Annotated in this window: 10 protein-coding genes; 2 read left to right on the top strand and 8 right to left on the bottom strand. The window is 47.5% G+C overall.

The window, feature by feature from the left end:
• The first annotated feature begins 507 nt into the window (after positions 1 to 507).
• Positions 508 to 1,107, top strand: coding sequence for a TetR/AcrR family transcriptional regulator (locus tag KJS69_RS21930; RefSeq protein WP_213585927.1), 600 nt, complete (start codon positions 508 to 510; stop codon positions 1,105 to 1,107).
• Between the two features lie 157 nt (positions 1,108 to 1,264).
• On the opposite strand, the gene KJS69_RS21925 is transcribed toward KJS69_RS21930, so the two are convergent.
• The 5 genes from KJS69_RS21925 to KJS69_RS30045 all read right to left on the bottom strand — a co-directional run bounded on the left by KJS69_RS21925 (position 1,265) and on the right by KJS69_RS30045 (position 11,752).
• Complete coding sequence (locus KJS69_RS21925) at positions 1,265 to 1,663, bottom strand: response regulator (RefSeq protein ID WP_213585926.1); 399 nt, start codon at positions 1,661 to 1,663, stop codon at positions 1,265 to 1,267.
• Between the two features lies 1 nt (position 1,664).
• Entirely contained in the window at positions 1,665 to 5,444 is a 3,780-nt protein-coding gene (locus KJS69_RS21920; protein WP_213585925.1) for an MHYT domain-containing protein, read from the bottom strand.
• 156 nt (positions 5,445 to 5,600) lie between these two features.
• Complete coding sequence (locus tag KJS69_RS21915; RefSeq protein WP_213585924.1) at positions 5,601 to 6,233, bottom strand: class D sortase; 633 nt, start codon at positions 6,231 to 6,233, stop codon at positions 5,601 to 5,603.
• A 34-nt stretch (positions 6,234 to 6,267) separates the two neighbouring features.
• Positions 6,268 to 7,956, bottom strand: coding sequence for a hypothetical protein (locus KJS69_RS21910; protein ID WP_213585923.1), 1,689 nt, complete (start codon positions 7,954 to 7,956; stop codon positions 6,268 to 6,270).
• A gap of 148 nt (positions 7,957 to 8,104) precedes the next feature.
• On the bottom strand, positions 8,105 to 11,752 hold the full coding sequence (locus tag KJS69_RS30045) for an adhesive domain-containing protein (protein ID WP_213585922.1): 3,648 nt from the start codon (positions 11,750 to 11,752) through the stop codon (positions 8,105 to 8,107).
• Positions 11,753 to 12,369: 617 nt separating this feature from the next.
• Between KJS69_RS30045 and KJS69_RS21900 the strand changes: the two genes are divergently transcribed.
• The gene (locus KJS69_RS21900; RefSeq protein WP_213585921.1) at positions 12,370 to 15,717 is read left to right on the top strand and encodes a CapA family protein; all 3,348 of its coding nucleotides are present in this window, start codon (positions 12,370 to 12,372) and stop codon (positions 15,715 to 15,717) included.
• A 206-nt stretch (positions 15,718 to 15,923) separates the two neighbouring features.
• Here the strand turns inward: KJS69_RS21900 and KJS69_RS21895 are convergent, their stop codons facing one another.
• From KJS69_RS21895 to KJS69_RS21885, 3 genes are all read right to left on the bottom strand, one after another.
• Positions 15,924 to 16,529, bottom strand: a complete 606-nt coding sequence (locus KJS69_RS21895) for a carbohydrate-binding family 9-like protein (protein WP_213585920.1) — start codon at positions 16,527 to 16,529, stop codon at positions 15,924 to 15,926.
• 271 nt (positions 16,530 to 16,800) lie between these two features.
• Positions 16,801 to 17,028 carry a DegT/DnrJ/EryC1/StrS family aminotransferase gene (locus tag KJS69_RS21890; protein WP_213585919.1) on the bottom strand — a complete coding sequence of 76 codons (228 nt, stop codon included), beginning with the start codon at positions 17,026 to 17,028 and terminating at the stop codon, positions 16,801 to 16,803.
• A 126-nt stretch (positions 17,029 to 17,154) separates the two neighbouring features.
• Positions 17,155 to 18,066 (bottom strand): helix-turn-helix domain-containing protein, encoded by a 912-nt coding sequence (locus KJS69_RS21885; RefSeq protein ID WP_213585918.1) that lies wholly within the window; start codon positions 18,064 to 18,066, stop codon positions 17,155 to 17,157.
• Positions 18,067 to 18,507: the final 441 nt, after the last annotated feature.

Genomic DNA, 18,507 nt, shown 5'->3' with positions numbered 1-18,507 from the left:
ACAGATCGTCCCGGTCATTCATCCAATAGAAGTTGTGAATCGCCATCATTGCGTACCTGTTCCCAGACACTTCTGTACCTACTCTGAAAGAGACGAATTCGCCGGAATGCCCGGAGTTGCCGGAATCGCCAGTTATCCATCCAAATCCAAAGGCGGAGGCAAGTATTGACTCCATTCCGTTACGGCTCGCTGTAAATCAAAGAAAAGGACTATCGCTGTCTAGTTAAGAGGGCGATAGTCCCTTTATCTCTATGAAGTGGCACGGAAGAAAAGCCGTCCTTCCGTTGGGAAGGAATGTATGCCCTTCAATGATCTCTTCGAGCCTGCATTTTTCCAATGCCCGCTTTTTTTCCGTGAAAGCAAAATATAGATCAAAAGAATCATCCCAATCCATCTTCCGACCCATTCCTGGAGACTACAGTCTAAATTTCCATGAATTTCAATAGGATTGTAGTTTGAGTCTAAATTTAATATAATTGTGTTAAAAGGACTATCTGGAGGATATGAATGAATCACAAACTGGACGAATCGAAAAAAAGGATTTTGGAAGCGGCGAAGGTTTGTTTTGCAAATAACGGGTATAGCGGAACCTCCGTCCGACAAATCTGCGAAGCGGCCGATGCTAATCTCGCTCTCGTCTCTTACTATTTCGGTTCCAAAGAAAATTTATATTATACCGTCATTGATTACTTGTATCATATTAACGATCTGGAGCTTGACAAGCCCATAACCAATCCTCGAGAGGCACTATACCATTTTATAGATACTTTCGTACATATGCGAAAGCAGGATAAGCAGTTTAATATGCTCTTAAGACACGAGCTGTCCTCTGAGAATACCAGGAAAGAAGCCATAAGCAAAATCGTGACCCCTTATTTTGATCATCTGGAACGTATTTTAACGACTGGTAAAGAGGAAGGGGTTTTTCACTATGAATCGCTGGATTTGATTTTGATCTTTATCATTTCTATTCTAGTCTACCCCGCATACGATTCCTTTCTAATCGATCCCCACCTGACATCGGAATCCGAATTGATGGACGAAATCAAGCAAACAGCCGATTTTATTTTTGCAGGGCTCCATTGTCAACCAGCCAATCCCATTTAATCAAGCTCGCCAGTAAGCTTTGCAGCGGGGCTTATTTGAGATCGTTCCTACTCTATAACCCCCGGTGTGAATTAATTCCATTTTAAGCGCTTTAATAATAATTAACATTCCGGATACGGGATATGCCTTCGCTCACACATTACAGTAGCCATAATCATTACGCATTTCTACGGAGAAGTAAATCCTTAAACTCCAGATGATTCTTGATCTTGGCCTTGACGTTTGCCGTATTAAAAGGCTTAGCTATGTAATCAATAGCTCCCGCCTTCAGTCCATTCCCTTCATCCTCTTCATGATCCAGCACAGAGATAAAAATGATTGGAATGGCCATGGTTAATGGATTTTTCTTTAAAAGCCTGCATACTTCGTAGCCGTCCATGCCCGGCATCATCACATCCAGCAGGATCAGATCGGGCTGGAACTTCAGCGCAATGTCCAGCCCTTCCTCCCCATTGGTTGCATACAGAACCTCGTACTCTTCCCCCAATATCGTATCAAATAACAGAATGTTTGACGAAGTGTCATCGACTATTAGAATGGTTCGTTTATTCTTCAATTTATACCTCCATCCTGTTTTCGGGCTGCTGATATTGTAATATTTCATCCAGTTCCTGCAACGCTTGTCTTGCCTGTATATAATCCAATTCCTTGATAGAACGTGAGATGCTCTTCATTCTTTCGCTTGTCAAGGAATGTCCGCCGAGTGCCGCCGACAGGTGATCCACTACCTTAAGAGCGGTCATACTGTTCCGGCTTAACTGGCTGTCCAGCTCTTTAATGAGAGATCTGACCTCCTCCCTGTTCACAGCTGGTTCGGGCAGCTTCAGCTCCGGAGCCTCATCGGCTTCCTTCAACAGAACAGGTATTTTTTGTCTGACGGAATCCAGAAGAAGCTCCAGTTGTTCCATTAGCTCTGCAATCTTCGTTTCTTCCCCTCGTTTAAGAGCTTGCTCCAATTCGGCAGTATTCTGGAAAACAGAATTCATCGACAGATTGCCAGCCGCTCCTTTTAAATTATGTACAAATCGGCCAGCCGCGCTATAATCCCTTCTGATCAAGGATTCTCGAATATGTTCAATAATCTGCAAATGCTCCTTAAGAAACAAGTTTAATATATGATAGAGACGGTTGGTATCTCCATTAAGCCGGTTTAATAAAGCGTCCTGGTCCAGTACGTCCGATGGCCTCGACGGAAAGTCAGAACGGCTGGCAGCAGACAGCAGGGCAGACTCAACGAACGGCTCTCCCGAATCGTCCATTCCAGCTTTAAGCCATTTAATAATAGTCGAAATCAGATGGGTCGGAACGATCGGCTTAGAAATAAAATCATTCATCCCCAATTCCAGGCACTTCTGTTTATCCTCTAACAAGGCTGATGCGGATATGGCGATGATCGGAGTCCGGGCATCGTGCTGGCGAATAAGTCGAGCGGCCTCAAACCCGTCCAACTCCGGCATCTGCAAATCCATCAACACGATATCGTACGGCTGGAATGACATACGAACGAATTTATCGACCGCTTCTTTTCCGTTACTAACCAGAGAGATATCATGGAAATAAGGCTCAAGCATTCCCTGATAAATCAAATGATTTAATGGATTATCCTCAGCAACCAAAATCCGCGCATTCCTTAACTCTTCTTCCATTGTACTGAAAAGAGAAGGATCGTACATTTCTTCAGCCGAAGACTTGTTGGCCGGCAGCAGAAGCTTCTGAAGAGCGGTGAGCAGCTCGACATGGTTAAAAGGCTTTTCTATAACAGAGATTGGCCGGTTTAAACCGGTAATAGCATCTATTTCGTTTCGTTGAAACCAGTTTATCATGGTAAGGATTGGGATACCACTTTCTTTAGAACTATTCCCAAAGCCTCTCAGAACTTGAAATCCATTACTTTTGTCTGTGTTCCAATCAAGCAGAACAAGATCGCAGCCTGAACCCGGACATTTCTCGCCAAGCGCGTCAAGCCATCCCTGATCCCCATCCCCTGATGCTCCGTCCGTACAAATCACTTGAAAAAACTCAGGTGACAGGGAGGCTTTAATGGCCTCTTGGGATGTTGTATTATTATCGACTACCAGAAGCTTGTATCGTTCCTTACCCATAGGCATAAGAAGACGTGACCGAATCTTCTGCAATCCGAACTCCGCCGTAAAAGAGAAGGTGCTTCCTTCCCCGATCCAGCTGTGTACAGTAAAACTGCCGTTCATCATCCCGACCAATTGTTGGCTGATCGCCAAGCCTAATCCGGTGCCCCCATATTTGCGTGTCGTCGACTCATTGGCCTGAGTAAACGATCGAAAAATAACGGCTTGCTGCTGCGAAGTAAGTCCGATCCCTGTATCCTTGATGGAAAATTTCAGCTTCACCCGATCCTCCTTTTGCGAGATCAGTTGAACACGTATAACTATTTCTCCTTCATCTGTAAATTTAACGGCATTGTACGATAGATTGATTAAAACTTGCGCCAGCCGCTGCGGATCTCCTATCAGCTCTCGTGGAACATTCCATTCGGAGAACAGGAAAATTTCCAGTTCCTTCTCGGCAGCGCTTAGGGAGATGACGTCCGTAACTTCCTTGAGAACACGGTCAAGCTGAAAAGAGATGGCTTCCAGCTCTACTTTCCCCGCTTCGATTTTGGAAAAATCCAGAATATTATTAATAACGCCTAACAAAGATTGTGAGGCAGACTGAATTTTATGGACATAATCCTTTTGCTTGTCAGACAGCTCCGTTGTCTGAACCAGATGACTCAATCCTATAATAGCGTTCAGCGGTGTTCGGATTTCATGACTCATATTGGCCAGAAATTTGCTTTTGGCTTGAGTCGCTTCACGTAATTTCATTTCTAACAGCTTACGTTCCGTAATGTCCTGGACGAAGCCATACATGCGGAGAGCAGTGCCCCAGGCATCCCTTTCGGCATGAATCTCCGTATAACAGTACCTGAGCGATCGATCCGGCAGAACCACTCTAAAGTCAAGCGTACATTCACTTCTTTGCTGTATCGCAGCTTTGACTACGCGCCTAAAGTGCGGGCGGTCTTCCAAATGGACAAAAGAAATGATCTCCTCCATCGCTAGCTTCTCCATATCCCCAAAAATTCGGCGCAATCCCATCGACAAGTTCCATTCGTTCGTCAGCAAGTCCCATTCCCAGCTGCCGAGCTTGGCAATCTGTTGAGCCTCTGTCAAGCTGGCCTCGCTTTTCTTAAGCGCATTCTCCGCTTGCTTGCGTTCTGTAATATCTTTCGAGATGGTATAAATATCGATGATCTCACCATTTACAATCAACGGTACGATCGTTGTATTTAAATACAGGATCTGTCCGTTCTTATGGCGCAGAGCAAACTCAACACTCTGGGATCTGCCTGCAGATACTCTTTTAAATTTGGCCAACACTTTATTCCGGTCCCGCGGATCGAGAAGCTCAAGAATCGTTTGATCCTGCAGTTCCCCAAGCATATAGCCTGTTTTAGCTTCCAGGGAGGAATTGGCCTGCAACAGCTTGCCTTGCAAATCATAGAGGCAGACGATATCCGGGTTATGCTCGAACATAAATTGATAGCGCCGTTCATTCCATTTGGCCCAGCGAACTTCGACGCGGCGCTCAATAGACTGAAGGAAAATGATCAGCAGCAAAATAAACAGAGCCGCTATCCCGATCCATACGGCCAGCTCGACATTGTTGACAGCCGATGGCTCGCTTGGCAAATCGGATACTTCCTCGGTTAGTGTAAAGTTAGCCGCAGCCATCCCTGTATAGTGCATGCTGGCAATAGCCAGGCCGATCAAGCAGCTCCCGGCAATCCTCACACCATAGGTCGATTTCCGCGAGCCCTTCTTGTAGTTAAAATAAATATACAACGCTGCGTAGGAAACTGTAATCGCAATAAGAAGGGACAGAATGACAAGATACGGATTGTAGCTGATGTTGGCAGGAATAATCATGGCGGCCATCCCTGTGTAGTGCATAACGGTAATCGCCAGGCCCATAAACAGGCTGCCAATAACCGTCTGGAAATTAGAGACGACTTCACAGGTGACAAACTGCAGCGCAACAAAGGCGGCAACAATGGGAAGCACCATCGATAGCGCTAATAGCCACGGATCATATCGTACCTCGAAGGACAGATGAAACGCCAGCATGCCGACGAAATGCATAGACCAAATCCCGAGTCCTTTGACACAGGACCCGATAATGATCCAAACCACCTTGGATCGCCCTTGCTGTAGGATAACCCTGTCTACTATATTTAATGAAGCATAGGAGGCAAAAATAGAGATAAAGACGGACAGCACTACAAGAGGTACGTTGTAGGAAGAATGTACATCGTGCAAAAGATCACACCTTTGGCTCAGTTTGTATGATAACTCAGTATAGTCTCATAAGAAACTGAACAATTTTTGAACATCTCACCATCAACGAGCGTCACTAGACAACAAAGCCCGGCATCCATATAATGGAATACCGGAACAAAGGCTGCTTTCAACTGCTCATTCATCTGCAACTGGATAAGCATAAACGATAAATCGATCTGGAGCGTCGCCTACGTATCGAAACGGATAGCAGGTCGACAGGGTTAACACTTCCTCCCCCTTAGGACCAATCACCGTTGTATCATCGCTGGAGACAATTTCAGTTTCTTGGATCTCGTATTCAAAAGATCCATAAGGCATATCTACTATTAAACGGTCTCCGATCGCCAGCTCGCCAAAATTTCTAAACACGGTATCGCGATGGCCCGATAACAAAATTTGTTCATTGTCCATCGGAAAGGCCGTCGTCTTGTAATGCCCCACTCCTTTAGCGAGCATTTCTTCTTCCGTTCCTTCAATGATAGGCAGCTTCGCATCAAGTTTAGGAATTTGCAATACCCCGACAGCATCATGATCGTTCGGATTAAATTGCTGTCTGGCCGCAAGCTGAGCCGCGAGCTGAGCGGCCAAAGATTCCTTGTCGTCCTCCGGTTCCGGTGTAGCGGGCTCCGTCTCCACAGAGCTGATCAAAGCTTCGGCCTCAGCCAACGCTTTCTGCATCCCTATCTTATGGTTAAAATATTGATAGATACTAATGGAAACGAAAAGGAAACCTATCAGAATGAACAAAGAGCCGATTTTTTTCCCCATCGTCATCTTCCTCTTTCATGGCACGGGTCTCCCTTTACATAAATTCATTATAGTAATTATAGTAGCCCGAAATATTATGCTCTACGTCGTCAATCCTGCAGCGAAATGAATGATGACGAATGTAGAATGACCCTGCAATTGTTTGCGGATTTTTAAAATACATGGCCACTTCCGGAAAAAAGTAGCCATTCAATTGATGCCTTACTCTACCTTCAATTGCGGCCATCAGCTTGTCATGGTCGAATTCTTCAAGCAAATCCTCCATGCCAAGCGACTTCATTTTACGAATCATTTTATACGAAGCCATCAACAATTCCAAGAAGGTCGGGTAGGTCGTATCCCGATGCAGAATAAAGTCCAGCTTCTTCTCCACATTTTTAATTCCGAATTCAAAATATTCCTTCAAAGGTCTATACTCAGTCAACTCATTCGTACAGTAACTTAACCAATGGTCATGATATTTCCAATAATCGTTCTTAATAAAATAGGCAAAGGCTTTCTCAACCGTATGCAGCCATTTCGGGTTCTGGTCGATAGCGTACAGCCTCATCAAGGCAAAGGCGGCCTCTCCATCATAATAGACAATTCTGAATTTATCTTTAACCGATAGATCGGGGAAATTCAAAACATGGACAAAGCCTCCGCTGTCCGGATCTTGCATCGCCACGATGCCGTTCGCAAGAGCGGTCATAACCCCTCTAAATTGGGAGGTTTGAAAAACGCTGGTGAACTTGGACAAAGCCAGAATCGCCGCCGCATTAGCGCCTAGCTTGATTTCGTTCCCGCTTTCTCTCTCCACAACATAAGCGAGCGTCTCCGTCCCCCGGCCCTGGACAAACTCGATCCCTTCCTTAATTAAATAATCGCATGCCCGCTGAATGTGGGAGGCGAGCTGATCATTACGCGTTACTTCATACGCTTCGATCATGGAATACGTCGTACTTGCATGTCTCAGCATATTGTAGAAGCGTATTTGTCTATTAAAGCTGGGAAAATAACCATATATAAATTTCCCGTTCGGTCCCACCTGGTTGGCCAAATAGGTCGAAGAATGATCGATCAGTTGATAGACCGTCTCTTTGTCGATGTGGTCTATCTTCCTTCGTCCGTTATGCAGCGGTCCGCTGTGCAATTCATGGCATTCGGTATCGTAAAAATAGCTGTATGTACTGAACAAATAAACTTGTTGGATATGCTCGGCCTGGATCGGATTTTTTAAGGAGCGGTATGTTTTTAAATAAAAGTTAATATTGGATAAATGGAGCTCGTCCTTTGGTTTGCTGTCCTCTCTTTTTATAAACCCGTTGGCATTCCATTCCTGCTCCAGAAAAGCAGTATGAAAAAAAGGATCCAGCGAAAGTCCTTCACGCAAATAATTTTTTCTCGTTTTGGTAGAGTACTCCAGAAATTCCTCCAGTGTGTAGGTTTTGATCTCTTTAACCAGGTCTACCTTGACCCACACAGGCTGCCAACGATTATTCTTGATTTCTTTCCTGCAAGCAATCATAGCATTCTGCCAACTCGATTCGGCCGAGTTCCCAATTCCGACAAAAACACGCGCCCGTTCCTTGATATCGCTGATGGAAATAAATATAACATATTTGGGGGTTCTTCCGAAAAATGTTTCCATGGCTTCGGTTACTTCGTTCACATGTGAAATGATTTTTGGTTTCAGAACGGAAACCTTGTCTTCAAAGGTCTCGATATCTAAAGCTGCACCCATCAGGATCACCTCGTAGCACACTACTATAGTATATTGAGAAATCCCCCACTCCTTAATGTCATTCGCTTGTTCAAATGATCCGATCGCATTAAAGGCAGGGGATTTCTCCAAAGCATAATGATTTAATAGACCGTGTTATAGATATAGCTTATTGTTTCTTAGTAAATCTTCTCCGAGTTAACCATCCTCCGAGCATAGCCAGCATCCCTGCGAGTCCCCAATTGGCCATTCCGGTCGAAGTGTTGGGCAGCTTCGCGCCTTCATTGGCATTGGCATTCGCGTTCGCGTTCGCATTTGCGTTAGCTCCCGGGTCACTCACATTCGAATACCCTTCGCCAGCATCCGTATTCGCATTCCCGGCACCATCCGCAGGAATGGAAGGTTGATCCACAATGCTTGTGGAGTCCGGATCTGTGTCCTCTTCCGTGCTATTTCCGGAACCACTATTGGAGTCGGAACCTCCGCCTGAGTTGCTGCCATCGTTGTCGGCATCTCGACCTGGCGCGATTCCGCTGTCGATTCTCTCAACCGGAGTGATTGCAATGTATTCCTCGTTGTTGCTTCCGCCGTTATTATTGTTTCCTCCATTGTTGCTTCCGCCGTTATTGTTTCCACCGTTGTTGTTTCCACCGCTATTGTTTCCACCGTTGTTGTTTCCGCCGCTATTGTTTCCACCGTTGTTGTTTCCACCGTTGTCATCATCGTCGTCGTCAGAGTCCGAATCCGAATCGGCGTCGGCATCTGCATCAGCGTCAGCGTCGGCATCTGCATCGGCATCCGCATCGGCGTCAGCGTCGGCATCTGCGTCAGCATCGGCGTCAGCATCCGCATCCGCGTCGGCATCAGCGTCGGCATCGGCATCCGCATCCGCGTCGGCATCCGCATCCGCGTCGGCATCCGCATCGGCGTCGGCGTCAGCGTCGGCATCCGCATCCGCATCCGCGTCGGCATCTGCGTCAGCATCAGCATCTGCATCGGCGTCAGCATCAGCGTCGGCATCCGCGTCAGCGTCAGCATCCGCATCCGCGTCGGCATCCGCGTCAGCATCCGCATCCGCATCCGCATCCGCGTCGGCATCCGCATCGGCGTCGGCATCAGCGTCGGCGTCGGCATCCGCATCAGCGTCAGCGTCAGCATCCGCGTCAGCATCGGCGTCGGCATCAGCATCAGCATCCGCATCGGCGTCAGCATCCGCATCGGCGTCGGCATCTGCATCAGCGTCGGCATCTGCATCAGCGTCGGCATCGGCGTCAGCATCCGCATCCGCGTCGGCATCCGCGTCGGCGTCAGCATCGGCGTCGGCGTCAGCATCGGCGTCAGCGTCAGCATCGGCGTCAGCGTCGGCGTCGGCGTCGGCGTCAGCATCCGCGTCAGCGTCCGCGTCGGCGTCAGCGTCCGCATCCGCATCAGCATCGGCATCAGCGTCAGCATCCGCGTCAGCATCGGCATCAGCGTCAGCGTCGGCATCAGCGTCAGCGTCGGCGTCAGCATCCGCGTCGGCATCAGCGTCAGCGTCAGCGTCAGCATCCGCATCGGCATCTGCATCAGCGTCAGCGTCGGCATCTGCATCGGCATCTGCATCAGCGTCAGCATCGGCATCCGCATCGGCGTCGGCATCAGCGTCAGCATCCGCATCCGCATCCGCGTCGGCATCAGCGTCGGCGTCGGCATCAGCGTCAGCGTCGGCATCAGCGTCGGCGTCGGCATCAGCATCGGCATCTGCGTCGGCATCCGCATCTGCGTCGGCGTCGGCGTCAGCGTCGGCATCCGCGTCAGCATCTGCATCGGCGTCAGCGTCGGCATCCGCGTCGGCATCCGCATCGGCGTCGGCATCCGCATCGGCGTCAGCATCGGCATCCGCATCAGCGTCGGCATCGGCGTCAGCATCCGCATCCGCATCCGCGTCAGCGTCGGCATCAGCGTCAGCATCGGCATCCGCGTCGGCGTCCGCATCCGCATCGGCGTCGGCGTCAGCATCCGCATCAGCGTCGGCATCCGCATCCGCATCAGCGTCCGCATCGGCATCTGCATCGGCATCCGCATCCGCATCGGCGTCGGCATCCGCATCGGCATCAGCGTCAGCATCGGCATCCGCATCCGCGTCAGCATCAGCGTCGGCATCGGCGTCGGCGTCAGCATCCGCATCCGCATCCGCATCCGCATCGGCGTCAGCATCCGCATCCGCATCCGCATCGGCGTCAGCATCCGCATCGGCGTCAGCATCGGCATCCGCATCCGCATCCGCATCCGCGTCGGCATCCGCATCGGCGTCGGCATCCGCATCGGCGTCGGCGTCGGCATCCGCATCGGCGTCGGCATCCGCATCCGCATCGGCATCCGCATCGGCGTCAGCGTCGGCATCGGCGTCGGCATCTGCGTCGGCATCCGCATCGGCGTCGGCGTCGGCATCTGCGTCAGCATCCGCATCCGCGTCGGCATCCGCATCCGCGTCGGCATCCGCATCGGCGTCAGCGTCGGCATCCGCATCGGCGTCGGCGTCGGCATCCGCATCGGCATCCGCATCGGCGTCAGCGTCGGCATCCGCATCGGCGTCGGCGTCAGCATCGGCGTCGGCATCTGCGTCGGCATCCGCATCGGCGTCGGCGTCGGCATCTGCGTCGGCGTCAGCATCGGCGTCAGCATCCGCATCAGCGTCAGCATCCGCATCGGCGTCGGCGTCAGCATCTGCGTCGGCGTCGGCATCCGCATCGGCGTCAGCATCCGCGTCGGCATCTGTATCATCAAAATCGAACAGTAAAGTAGTCTGAGCCCCTTCTGAATTAATACTGGTTAATATATCAGCCGTAATAAGAGGGTCGTTGACAGCGGCTGCACTTACTGTAGCTTCAGCCACTAGCGGATCGGACATTTCAGCATTAAGCGTGAAATTAGTTGCCCCTAGCAATTCAGCATCCAATAATTGCGTTAATACGTCACTGGTGCCGGCTGTAATTCCGTCTACAATATCAAAAATAGGATTAGCAGCAACTTTTACAGCATCAATTAGCGGATTAAGGATTGCCGGCAGCGGATCCAAGGGACCCCATCCTGTATATTCCAACTCTTGAACCGCTTGACGCAGCGGACCGAATAAGTTGCCAACCGCTGAACGTACGTACTCCCCTAATCCATCTGTAAAATCAACATAAATATATTGTCCGTCCGCCGATACAATTCCTTGAACGGACGCTTCATAAGACCCAAGGTCTTGTAAACTGCGAACTCCCTCGAAAGCTGTGTTTAACGGATCAAGATCAATAGGCAATCCCGGGACAGCCGCTACAGCTGCAATTGCTGTTCCCAGAACATCGAGAAGCGGGCCCACCCCGGGAATATCCGCCGGAGTAATAGCTGTTAACTGAGAGTTAATATCGATTGTGACTTCGCCAACCACTTTTCCTTGCAGCTCTGGCGGCAAAGTGAATACAACGACCTTAGGATTAGCAAGACCTACGTTAGCAAGGCCTGTTCCACTAAATGTTAATTGAATATCATAATTTCCAGCTTCATTCTTGTATTGCTGACCGTCCGGATTGGATACTAGCGATGTGTTTCCAAGAATGCTGATCTCCGCTAATCCAAGAGCCATGGGATTAACCATGGACACGTTCAGTGCCGCCACCGGGCTTGCAATATTAGAATATGCTTGGGCAATATTGGCAGAAGGTGATGCCGCGAGTGCAATGGTAGAAGCAGCAGCAATGATCGGAAGCAATTTCTTCTTAGTTCGATTGGATTTACTATTTCTGCTATTCATAATTCTTTTGTAATCAAATTGTTTCGTTTTCCTTTTCATTACTTTCCTCCTCCTTTGGAGCAACCTTCCATGCTACAGCCAAATTGGCTGCGCGATTTCCATAATCTGGTAAATAAATTGTCCCCCCCTTTATTTCTAGATTTTTAGTAAAATAAGGCAGTAGAGCCTTTTAAACACCAGTATAAAACTGATGTTTAAATTATGCAACCGTTTTATCGTCGCAATTTCTTCCATTTTGCTGGATTATGTAGATTTTAAGTAATATTAGTCGAATATATTAAATTTCTTTGAAGTTGCATTCCTACTGCCTTTTCTTAAAGATTGGCCCTTTATGAGACCTAGGAGAAAGCAGCAGAATAAAAAAGTTCGATGTTGACAGGTATTTTACTGTTAGGATATGTTGTTGATTATAGTTTATGGAAAATTCTATGATAAAAGCCCTTATGAAGTTACCGAAGTAAAAAAGGCTTGAAACTGTGAAATCTCTCAACAATAATCTTAGAAAGCTATGATAAACACGAACATTGGAAAGTTAATAAATATAAAATTCCATTTAAGCCTTAAAATGGACGAACTCGTTGACCTATGCGTGAGAACGTTTTTACAGTCTAGGTGGAACATCCATTCTCAAGTAAATATCGTAGAGGAGAATCATCATGCCAAATCAGAACAATCTATCAGGAAAAAGATGGACAACAAATAACTTGCAAGAAATTCTGGGCGGACAATGGGTAAATCCACCTGATAAGCTATGGCAAGCGCTTAATGTAGCTATCGCCAAACACGAATGTGACGATGCTTATAGTGAAAACACGCTATTTATTGCAATGGATGAGGAGACCTGGTATAAAGGGTCTTCCAATACGAGAATGTATCGAGGCTGGACCGATACCCACCCTTTATTGCCCGGATTTCAAAACAAAGTGGTCGGGGCTGTTGTACAAAGACCGATAGCCAATCTGGACCCGAGGATCCCTCAGCTGTTGGTAGATAACTCCTATGAAGCGATCAAGAAACTGGGAACCGCTGCAAGAAATGCCATGAACGGAAAAATCGTGGCGATAACAGGGACTGTTGGAAAATCTACTACCAAATTAATGCTGGATCATTTATTAAGACAGCATGGAACAGTTGTATCCACAAGGGGTAACCATAATTCCCGGACTGGAGTCCCCCTTACTTTATCACGCTGCATCAGCAATCCTGATTACTGCGTTTTGGAAATTTCCGTTTCTGCATTATGGATGCAAACCGGAAGTATATGTAATTTGGCTCGTCCTCATATCGGTATTATTACGGAGATGGGAGAAGGACATAGAAAAAGCGCTTCAGAAAACGCTAAATTCAAGTCACGAATATGTGAAGGCATGGTCCCGGGCGGATATGCCGTATTAAACAGGGATATGGAGCATTATGATATAGCCAGACAAGGAGTAGAAGAATTCGGTGCCACGGCTGTAAGCTATGGATTTTCTAACAATGCTGACGTGTATGTTAAGGATTGGCACACGACCAGAGAAGGAACATGGGTCACAGCAAGTATTTTCGGTACAGAAATAAGTTACGAGCTGCCGCTTCCGGGCAAAGCGATGGTCGCTAATTCTCTTGCCGCATTAACGACGATTCATCTTTTGGGTTTAAACGTAACATCAAGTATCGCTGCTTTTAGAACCTTGCCTAAAAGGAGAAGTGTCATAGAATTAGTCACCATGGAAGTGGGCAACGGACAAAGCTACCTGCTGGATGACAGTTGGAACGCCCAGTATCTTTCGTTGATGTCAGCCTTTGATGTATTTAAGCAGCAATCCTCGGCTTTTACAGGAAAAAAGCTCGCCATATTGGGTCGCATTGTGGATCTGGGAGATAAGGCCCAGGAAATGCATCAAAAGTTGGCCAAACCATTAATGCAAGCGGGAATTGACCTGGTTTTTGCGCACGGCGAAGAAATGAAGTATTTGTTAAAGGAATTGCCGCCCACTATGGTTGGAGGTTATTTTCGCGATGCGAAAAGTTGCGTTCAGGCGGTTTCGAATATCATAGAACGAGATGACTTTATATTGCTCAAAGGTTCGCGGGACGCAAGCGATTTCGCCCAGATCCGAGATAGTTTAATTCAACAATGTTTGCGGAAGAAAAATGTGAAGACGGCAACGATGGTCACGTTGAATACAGTAAATCCGCAGACGAAGCATTACGGTGCGATAAGTGTGGACGCCCAATCCGGAGAAGTTCTTGGATCAGAAGGAGCGCAAGCTGCAGCAGAATCTCAAGGTATGGGCAGCCTTTTATTGTTATCTCTTTTATTAGAAAACCTTGGTAGAGGAAAAATAAAGCTGCATGATGAAGCGATCATTGGCAACTTTCCGGCAAGAGACAGCCGTGCAGCTTATGCGATCGGCTTAAGGGAAGGCGATAAGGTTTCCGTTCATACTCTGTTAAATGCTATGGTGTGCCATAACGCACCTGATGCTACGCTGGCCCTAGCGGAAAGATTATTTGGCTCGACAGGAAAGGCACTGAACGAAATTCAGCAGTTAGCTGCTGACCTGGGGATAAGCCATCATGCCGTTGAAAATATTACGGGACGGCAAATGAGAAATAAACCGCAGAAAGTAACCGTGGATGACCTGGTTAAAGGAGCACGGCATTTGTTTGCTAATCCTCCTTTTCTATTGAAATTATTAAATGTGACGACCGTCACCTACAAAAGTAAAACTTTTACTGCATCAAGTAATCTAATTGCGAATGGAAAGGCGAATGCTGGATTTATGTTCGGCCACAACCACTCCATGGGTATTGCTATGACCTATGCCAATCATCAAAAAATCATTTCGATAGCAATTGGAGCACGTGACGAATTTCACCGCGACTATCTATTAATCAAAACTATTGAAAAAGCGATCGGGTTAAAGCCAAAAGCTTTAAATCAACCTTCTAATACAGTGAAATTAAATGCAGATGATGAACAGGTTAAGATTAATATCCTGGGAGATACCTACTTTGGCGAATTTTATACGCAGCGGCGCCAAAAAAATAATGTGGAAGATGCATTAACCAAATACGGTTATCGTCATTCTTTTAATTCCATCCAACCCATTCTACAATCAGGCCATTACAACATTGCCAATTTTGAAGCCGTGCTCACAGAATTAGAGCGGTCGCCGCTTCAAGGAAGCAAGCCTTTCGTTTTGGGAGGACATCCCGGCAAGAGCGTCGATACATTAAAGCATTATGGAATTGATGCGGTTACGTTGGGCAACAACCATATTATGGATTACGGTGAAGAAGGTTTGCGGACTACGCTTTCTGCACTCCATGAAGCGGGTATATTAACCTTTGGCGCAGGACTTAATGCAGTTCAAGCGGAAAAACCGCTGCATATCTCTGTTGGAGAGAAAGAGATTATAGGTTATAATGCCTATTGGTATCGGCCGTATATGTACCAAACATTTAATTTTTATGCTATCGGAGAAGAGGCGGGTACCGCTTGTCTTAATCAAGGGCTAATCGATCAAATCCAAGAGGAAAGACAGAGAAATCCGAATGCTTACATTATTTTCTTTGCACATTGGGGCTTTGATTTTGAGGTTGTCCAGCCGATGCAGCGAAATTATGCTAAGCAATTGATCGAAGCCGGGGTCGATTTGATCATCGGCCATGGAGCCCATTTGATGCAGGAAATAAGTCGCATTAATAATAAATGGGTACTTTACGGGATCGGAAACGGAGTATTTAATAGCAACGGGGAGTATCAATTACGTCATGTCCCCCCTTACAGCTTTATTGCCCAGTTGAGATTTGATAAGCATGGCGCCAACAAACTATTTCTTTATCCGATCCACTCCGATAATTTAAAAACATTCTGGCAGCCCTGTCCTGTTAATGAAGAGCAGTTCCAGCATGTGCTGCATGTACAAGCATCGTTTGGGACACCAATCAAGAATGATGAAGCAGTGAAAACTGGCAGAGACGATCATGGATACTATATTGCTATATCCTTATGAAATAATCCTGCATAATGACGTATGGCCTTCGGAGCGTATTCCGCACGTCCCCTAACAGGATCTGCGTCTAACGATCTTTCTGACTGGGTTAAAAGAAGTTTATACATGACTTTGCGGGGAGTCCGAAAACTTATCAATTCTATCGAGTAGGGGGGGGGGGGGTGACTCCCCCTCTTCTTATAGCACCTTACTTGCAATGTTCCTCTTTAGCCTCGAACGAAGCGAAGCGTGCCGAAACGGGCCGGGATATGATAATTAATCGCGCCGGTCGGCGACCAAGCCTGGTATTCCCGCGTTCCATCCCGCTGTTCGTCAATTCTGTAGAAATTGACTCGCCAGGAGGTGCCGTGCTCAGGCCGCCTCTGGAAATGGGAGAGCGGCAATCGAATCATATAAGTGCGCTGATCCTCCTCCGTGCGGACTTCAACCTCCAATCCTTCCGCGTTCCAATCCGTATCGATAGTAATATGTCCTTCCCGATTGTCGATCATCGCGTCAAAAATAACTTGGTTCGGACTGAATTCGAACTCCATGTAACGGCTTCCATTTCTTTCCTCATCGATAAACAGCTCAACAACGTCCTGTTCATACAGCGGATCGTCCCGTTTCGTATAGGTGGCTACCGTATAACTGTCCTCGCAATCGAACCGAACATATAGAAAATCATCATCCCAGCAAGCTTTGATGCCGGTCGCCTCCCGGACCGGTCTTCCATCGACGACATCGACAAGAGGAGTTGATTCCATATTTCGCCATACACTGTCATCATAATCTACATATTTGCAATCCATTTCATAGTGCTGCTCACTCATCCTCAACACTCCTGTCCGTATCCGTTCTGTCCTCTACCCTTATGGTCCAAAAAGACCGTTAATACTCTTATTATCACCGATAACCGCTATAACGTCGAGTGTCATCTGAACGGTCGGACGAATGATTCTAACTGATCCATCTCAGCCTTTGTACTTGTATCCTCCGAGTGGCAGCCCTTTATAAGGGCTGCAAATCCTCCGTCAAAATATTGTCGCCATACCTTTCATGATCTGGGTAAAGGATACTCGCGACTTGAGTCGTGAGAGGAATTTACGCCCTTGTATCCACCTCATCCCCGACGCCGATCTTACAAGCAAACATCGCTGCATGGAGCGATGCGGTACCAGTATTGCATGCCAACGCATAGTCCATCCTAAGCCATTCCGCAAATTCTTTCTCGAACTGCAACGTCACCTCGGTGCCGGACATGGCCCCTTTGCGAAGTACGTCCAAGACGGCTGCTTCATCTTCCTCTGTAATAATCGGCCATTTAAACATATCCTCATCCATCGACTTCGAACGTAGGCTCCACGCATTACATTTCCAGTGACACGGCCAGTGCGCTAATCAGCCGCATATGTTCCTCAATAGTACACCTCTTATGCCGTGCAGCAACCGAATTCGCTATCCTCCCGTCCCTGGCGGGAGCTGCGTATGCATCCTGCGCTTGAATTGAGCGGGGGAGCTTCCGTGCTTGCGCTTAAACAGCTCATAAAAATGCGCCCGGTTAGGAATCCCGACCTCATGGGCAATCTGCTCGATGCTCCTATCCTCCGTCAGCAGCAGCTGCTCCGCCTTTTTAATCCGCTTGAAATTAACGTATTCTGTAAACGACATGCCAATCGCCTTCTTGAACGTTCTCATAAAGTGATAGTAGCTTAAATTGACCCTTCGACTTGCTTCCGCTACCGTTATCTTGCCATCGAGTTCCTTATCGATGTACGACATGACCGGCTCCAGCATTTGCAGCTGCTCCCCGCGCTCATAGTTCAGCATGTCCCGGTGGTCACTGCGAACGAGCAGCAAGAGGATCCGCTTGATCAACATCGAAATCGCGATTTCGTAGCCCTTGGCCTGCTGGCTTACTTCCTCATAAATATCGACAATGGCGTTCGCCACCTGCTGCCTCACAGCCGCATCTTCTTTAAATATATAATTCAAAGCGCTTAAGGGACGAATTCGCTCTTGAAAGTATTTAAGATGGATCACTACCGACTGGTCAAAATGAGAGGTTAAATCAAGCTGAAACACAAGATATTTAAGCGGCCGGGTGATCGGGCGTGTCCAGTGCAATTGAGACGAGCCGATCAGCAGTACATCCCCGCGGCCTATCGTCCAGCGCTCATCGGAGACGCCTACCTCCATTTCTCCTTGGAGAATAAATAAAAATTCCGCTTCCTTATGATAATGCCAGCGATCCGGCTGGTCGTCGGTACGAATAGTTACAGCCCCTTGCTTGCCTTCATGGACAATTTCCCATATTTTGAGACACAGAAATGGATTCTGATAATGTACCTGCTCATGGCTGATTTGCATCGTTATCCTCCTCGGCCCATCCGGCATTTCCTAGCTATATAAGGGGCACTAAAGAAAGCGATCATTCCTTTCCGAAGGAAAGTGCCTCCGAAGCTTCAAACATCATACTCTTTCCCCAAAAAGTGAAGATGAGCTTCGAAGCGATTCCAGGTACTTTTCGGGGGCCCCGACCAAACCGAGCTCCTTACTCATTGGATGGGCCTTCGGATAGTAGGAATACAAAGCCAAAACTCGCCCTGGAAGCATCTTTCTTTCTCCACTCCATGATCTATGAATTCTTTAGTTCAATTTATATTGTCAAAATTATCGTTATTATAACACGCCAAATGTAAAAAGAGCACAATTGGATACATTTTAGTCAGAATCGGTCCTTTCCCCCATGGATATGTTTTTTTATGATAGAGGGGACATCACCAATTCTAGTTACAGGAGGAAATGTAC

It is taken from the genome of Paenibacillus sp. J2TS4, from assembly GCF_018403245.1.
Lineage (GTDB): Bacteria > Bacillota > Bacilli > Paenibacillales > NBRC-103111 > Paenibacillus_L.
This window is presented reverse-complemented; position numbering and strand designations above follow the sequence as displayed.

Excerpts from the sequence above, each read along its gene's own strand:
- KJS69_RS21895 (WP_213585920.1), bottom strand. The coding sequence starts at position 16,529 with ATGAGTGAGCAGCACTATGAAATGGATTGCAAATATGTAGATTATGAT.
- KJS69_RS21910 (WP_213585923.1), bottom strand. The coding sequence starts at position 7,956 with ATGGGTGCAGCTTTAGATATCGAGACCTTTGAAGACAAGGTTTCCGTT.
- KJS69_RS21900 (WP_213585921.1), top strand. The coding sequence starts at position 12,370 with ATGCCAAATCAGAACAATCTATCAGGAAAAAGATGGACAACAAATAAC.
- KJS69_RS21885 (WP_213585918.1), bottom strand. The coding sequence starts at position 18,066 with ATGCAAATCAGCCATGAGCAGGTACATTATCAGAATCCATTTCTGTGT.
- KJS69_RS21915 (WP_213585924.1), bottom strand. The coding sequence starts at position 6,233 with ATGGGGAAAAAAATCGGCTCTTTGTTCATTCTGATAGGTTTCCTTTTC.
- KJS69_RS21890 (WP_213585919.1), bottom strand. The coding sequence starts at position 17,028 with ATGTTTAAATGGCCGATTATTACAGAGGAAGATGAAGCAGCCGTCTTG.
- KJS69_RS21930 (WP_213585927.1), top strand. The coding sequence starts at position 508 with ATGAATCACAAACTGGACGAATCGAAAAAAAGGATTTTGGAAGCGGCG.
- KJS69_RS30045 (WP_213585922.1), bottom strand. The coding sequence starts at position 11,752 with ATGAAAAGGAAAACGAAACAATTTGATTACAAAAGAATTATGAATAGC.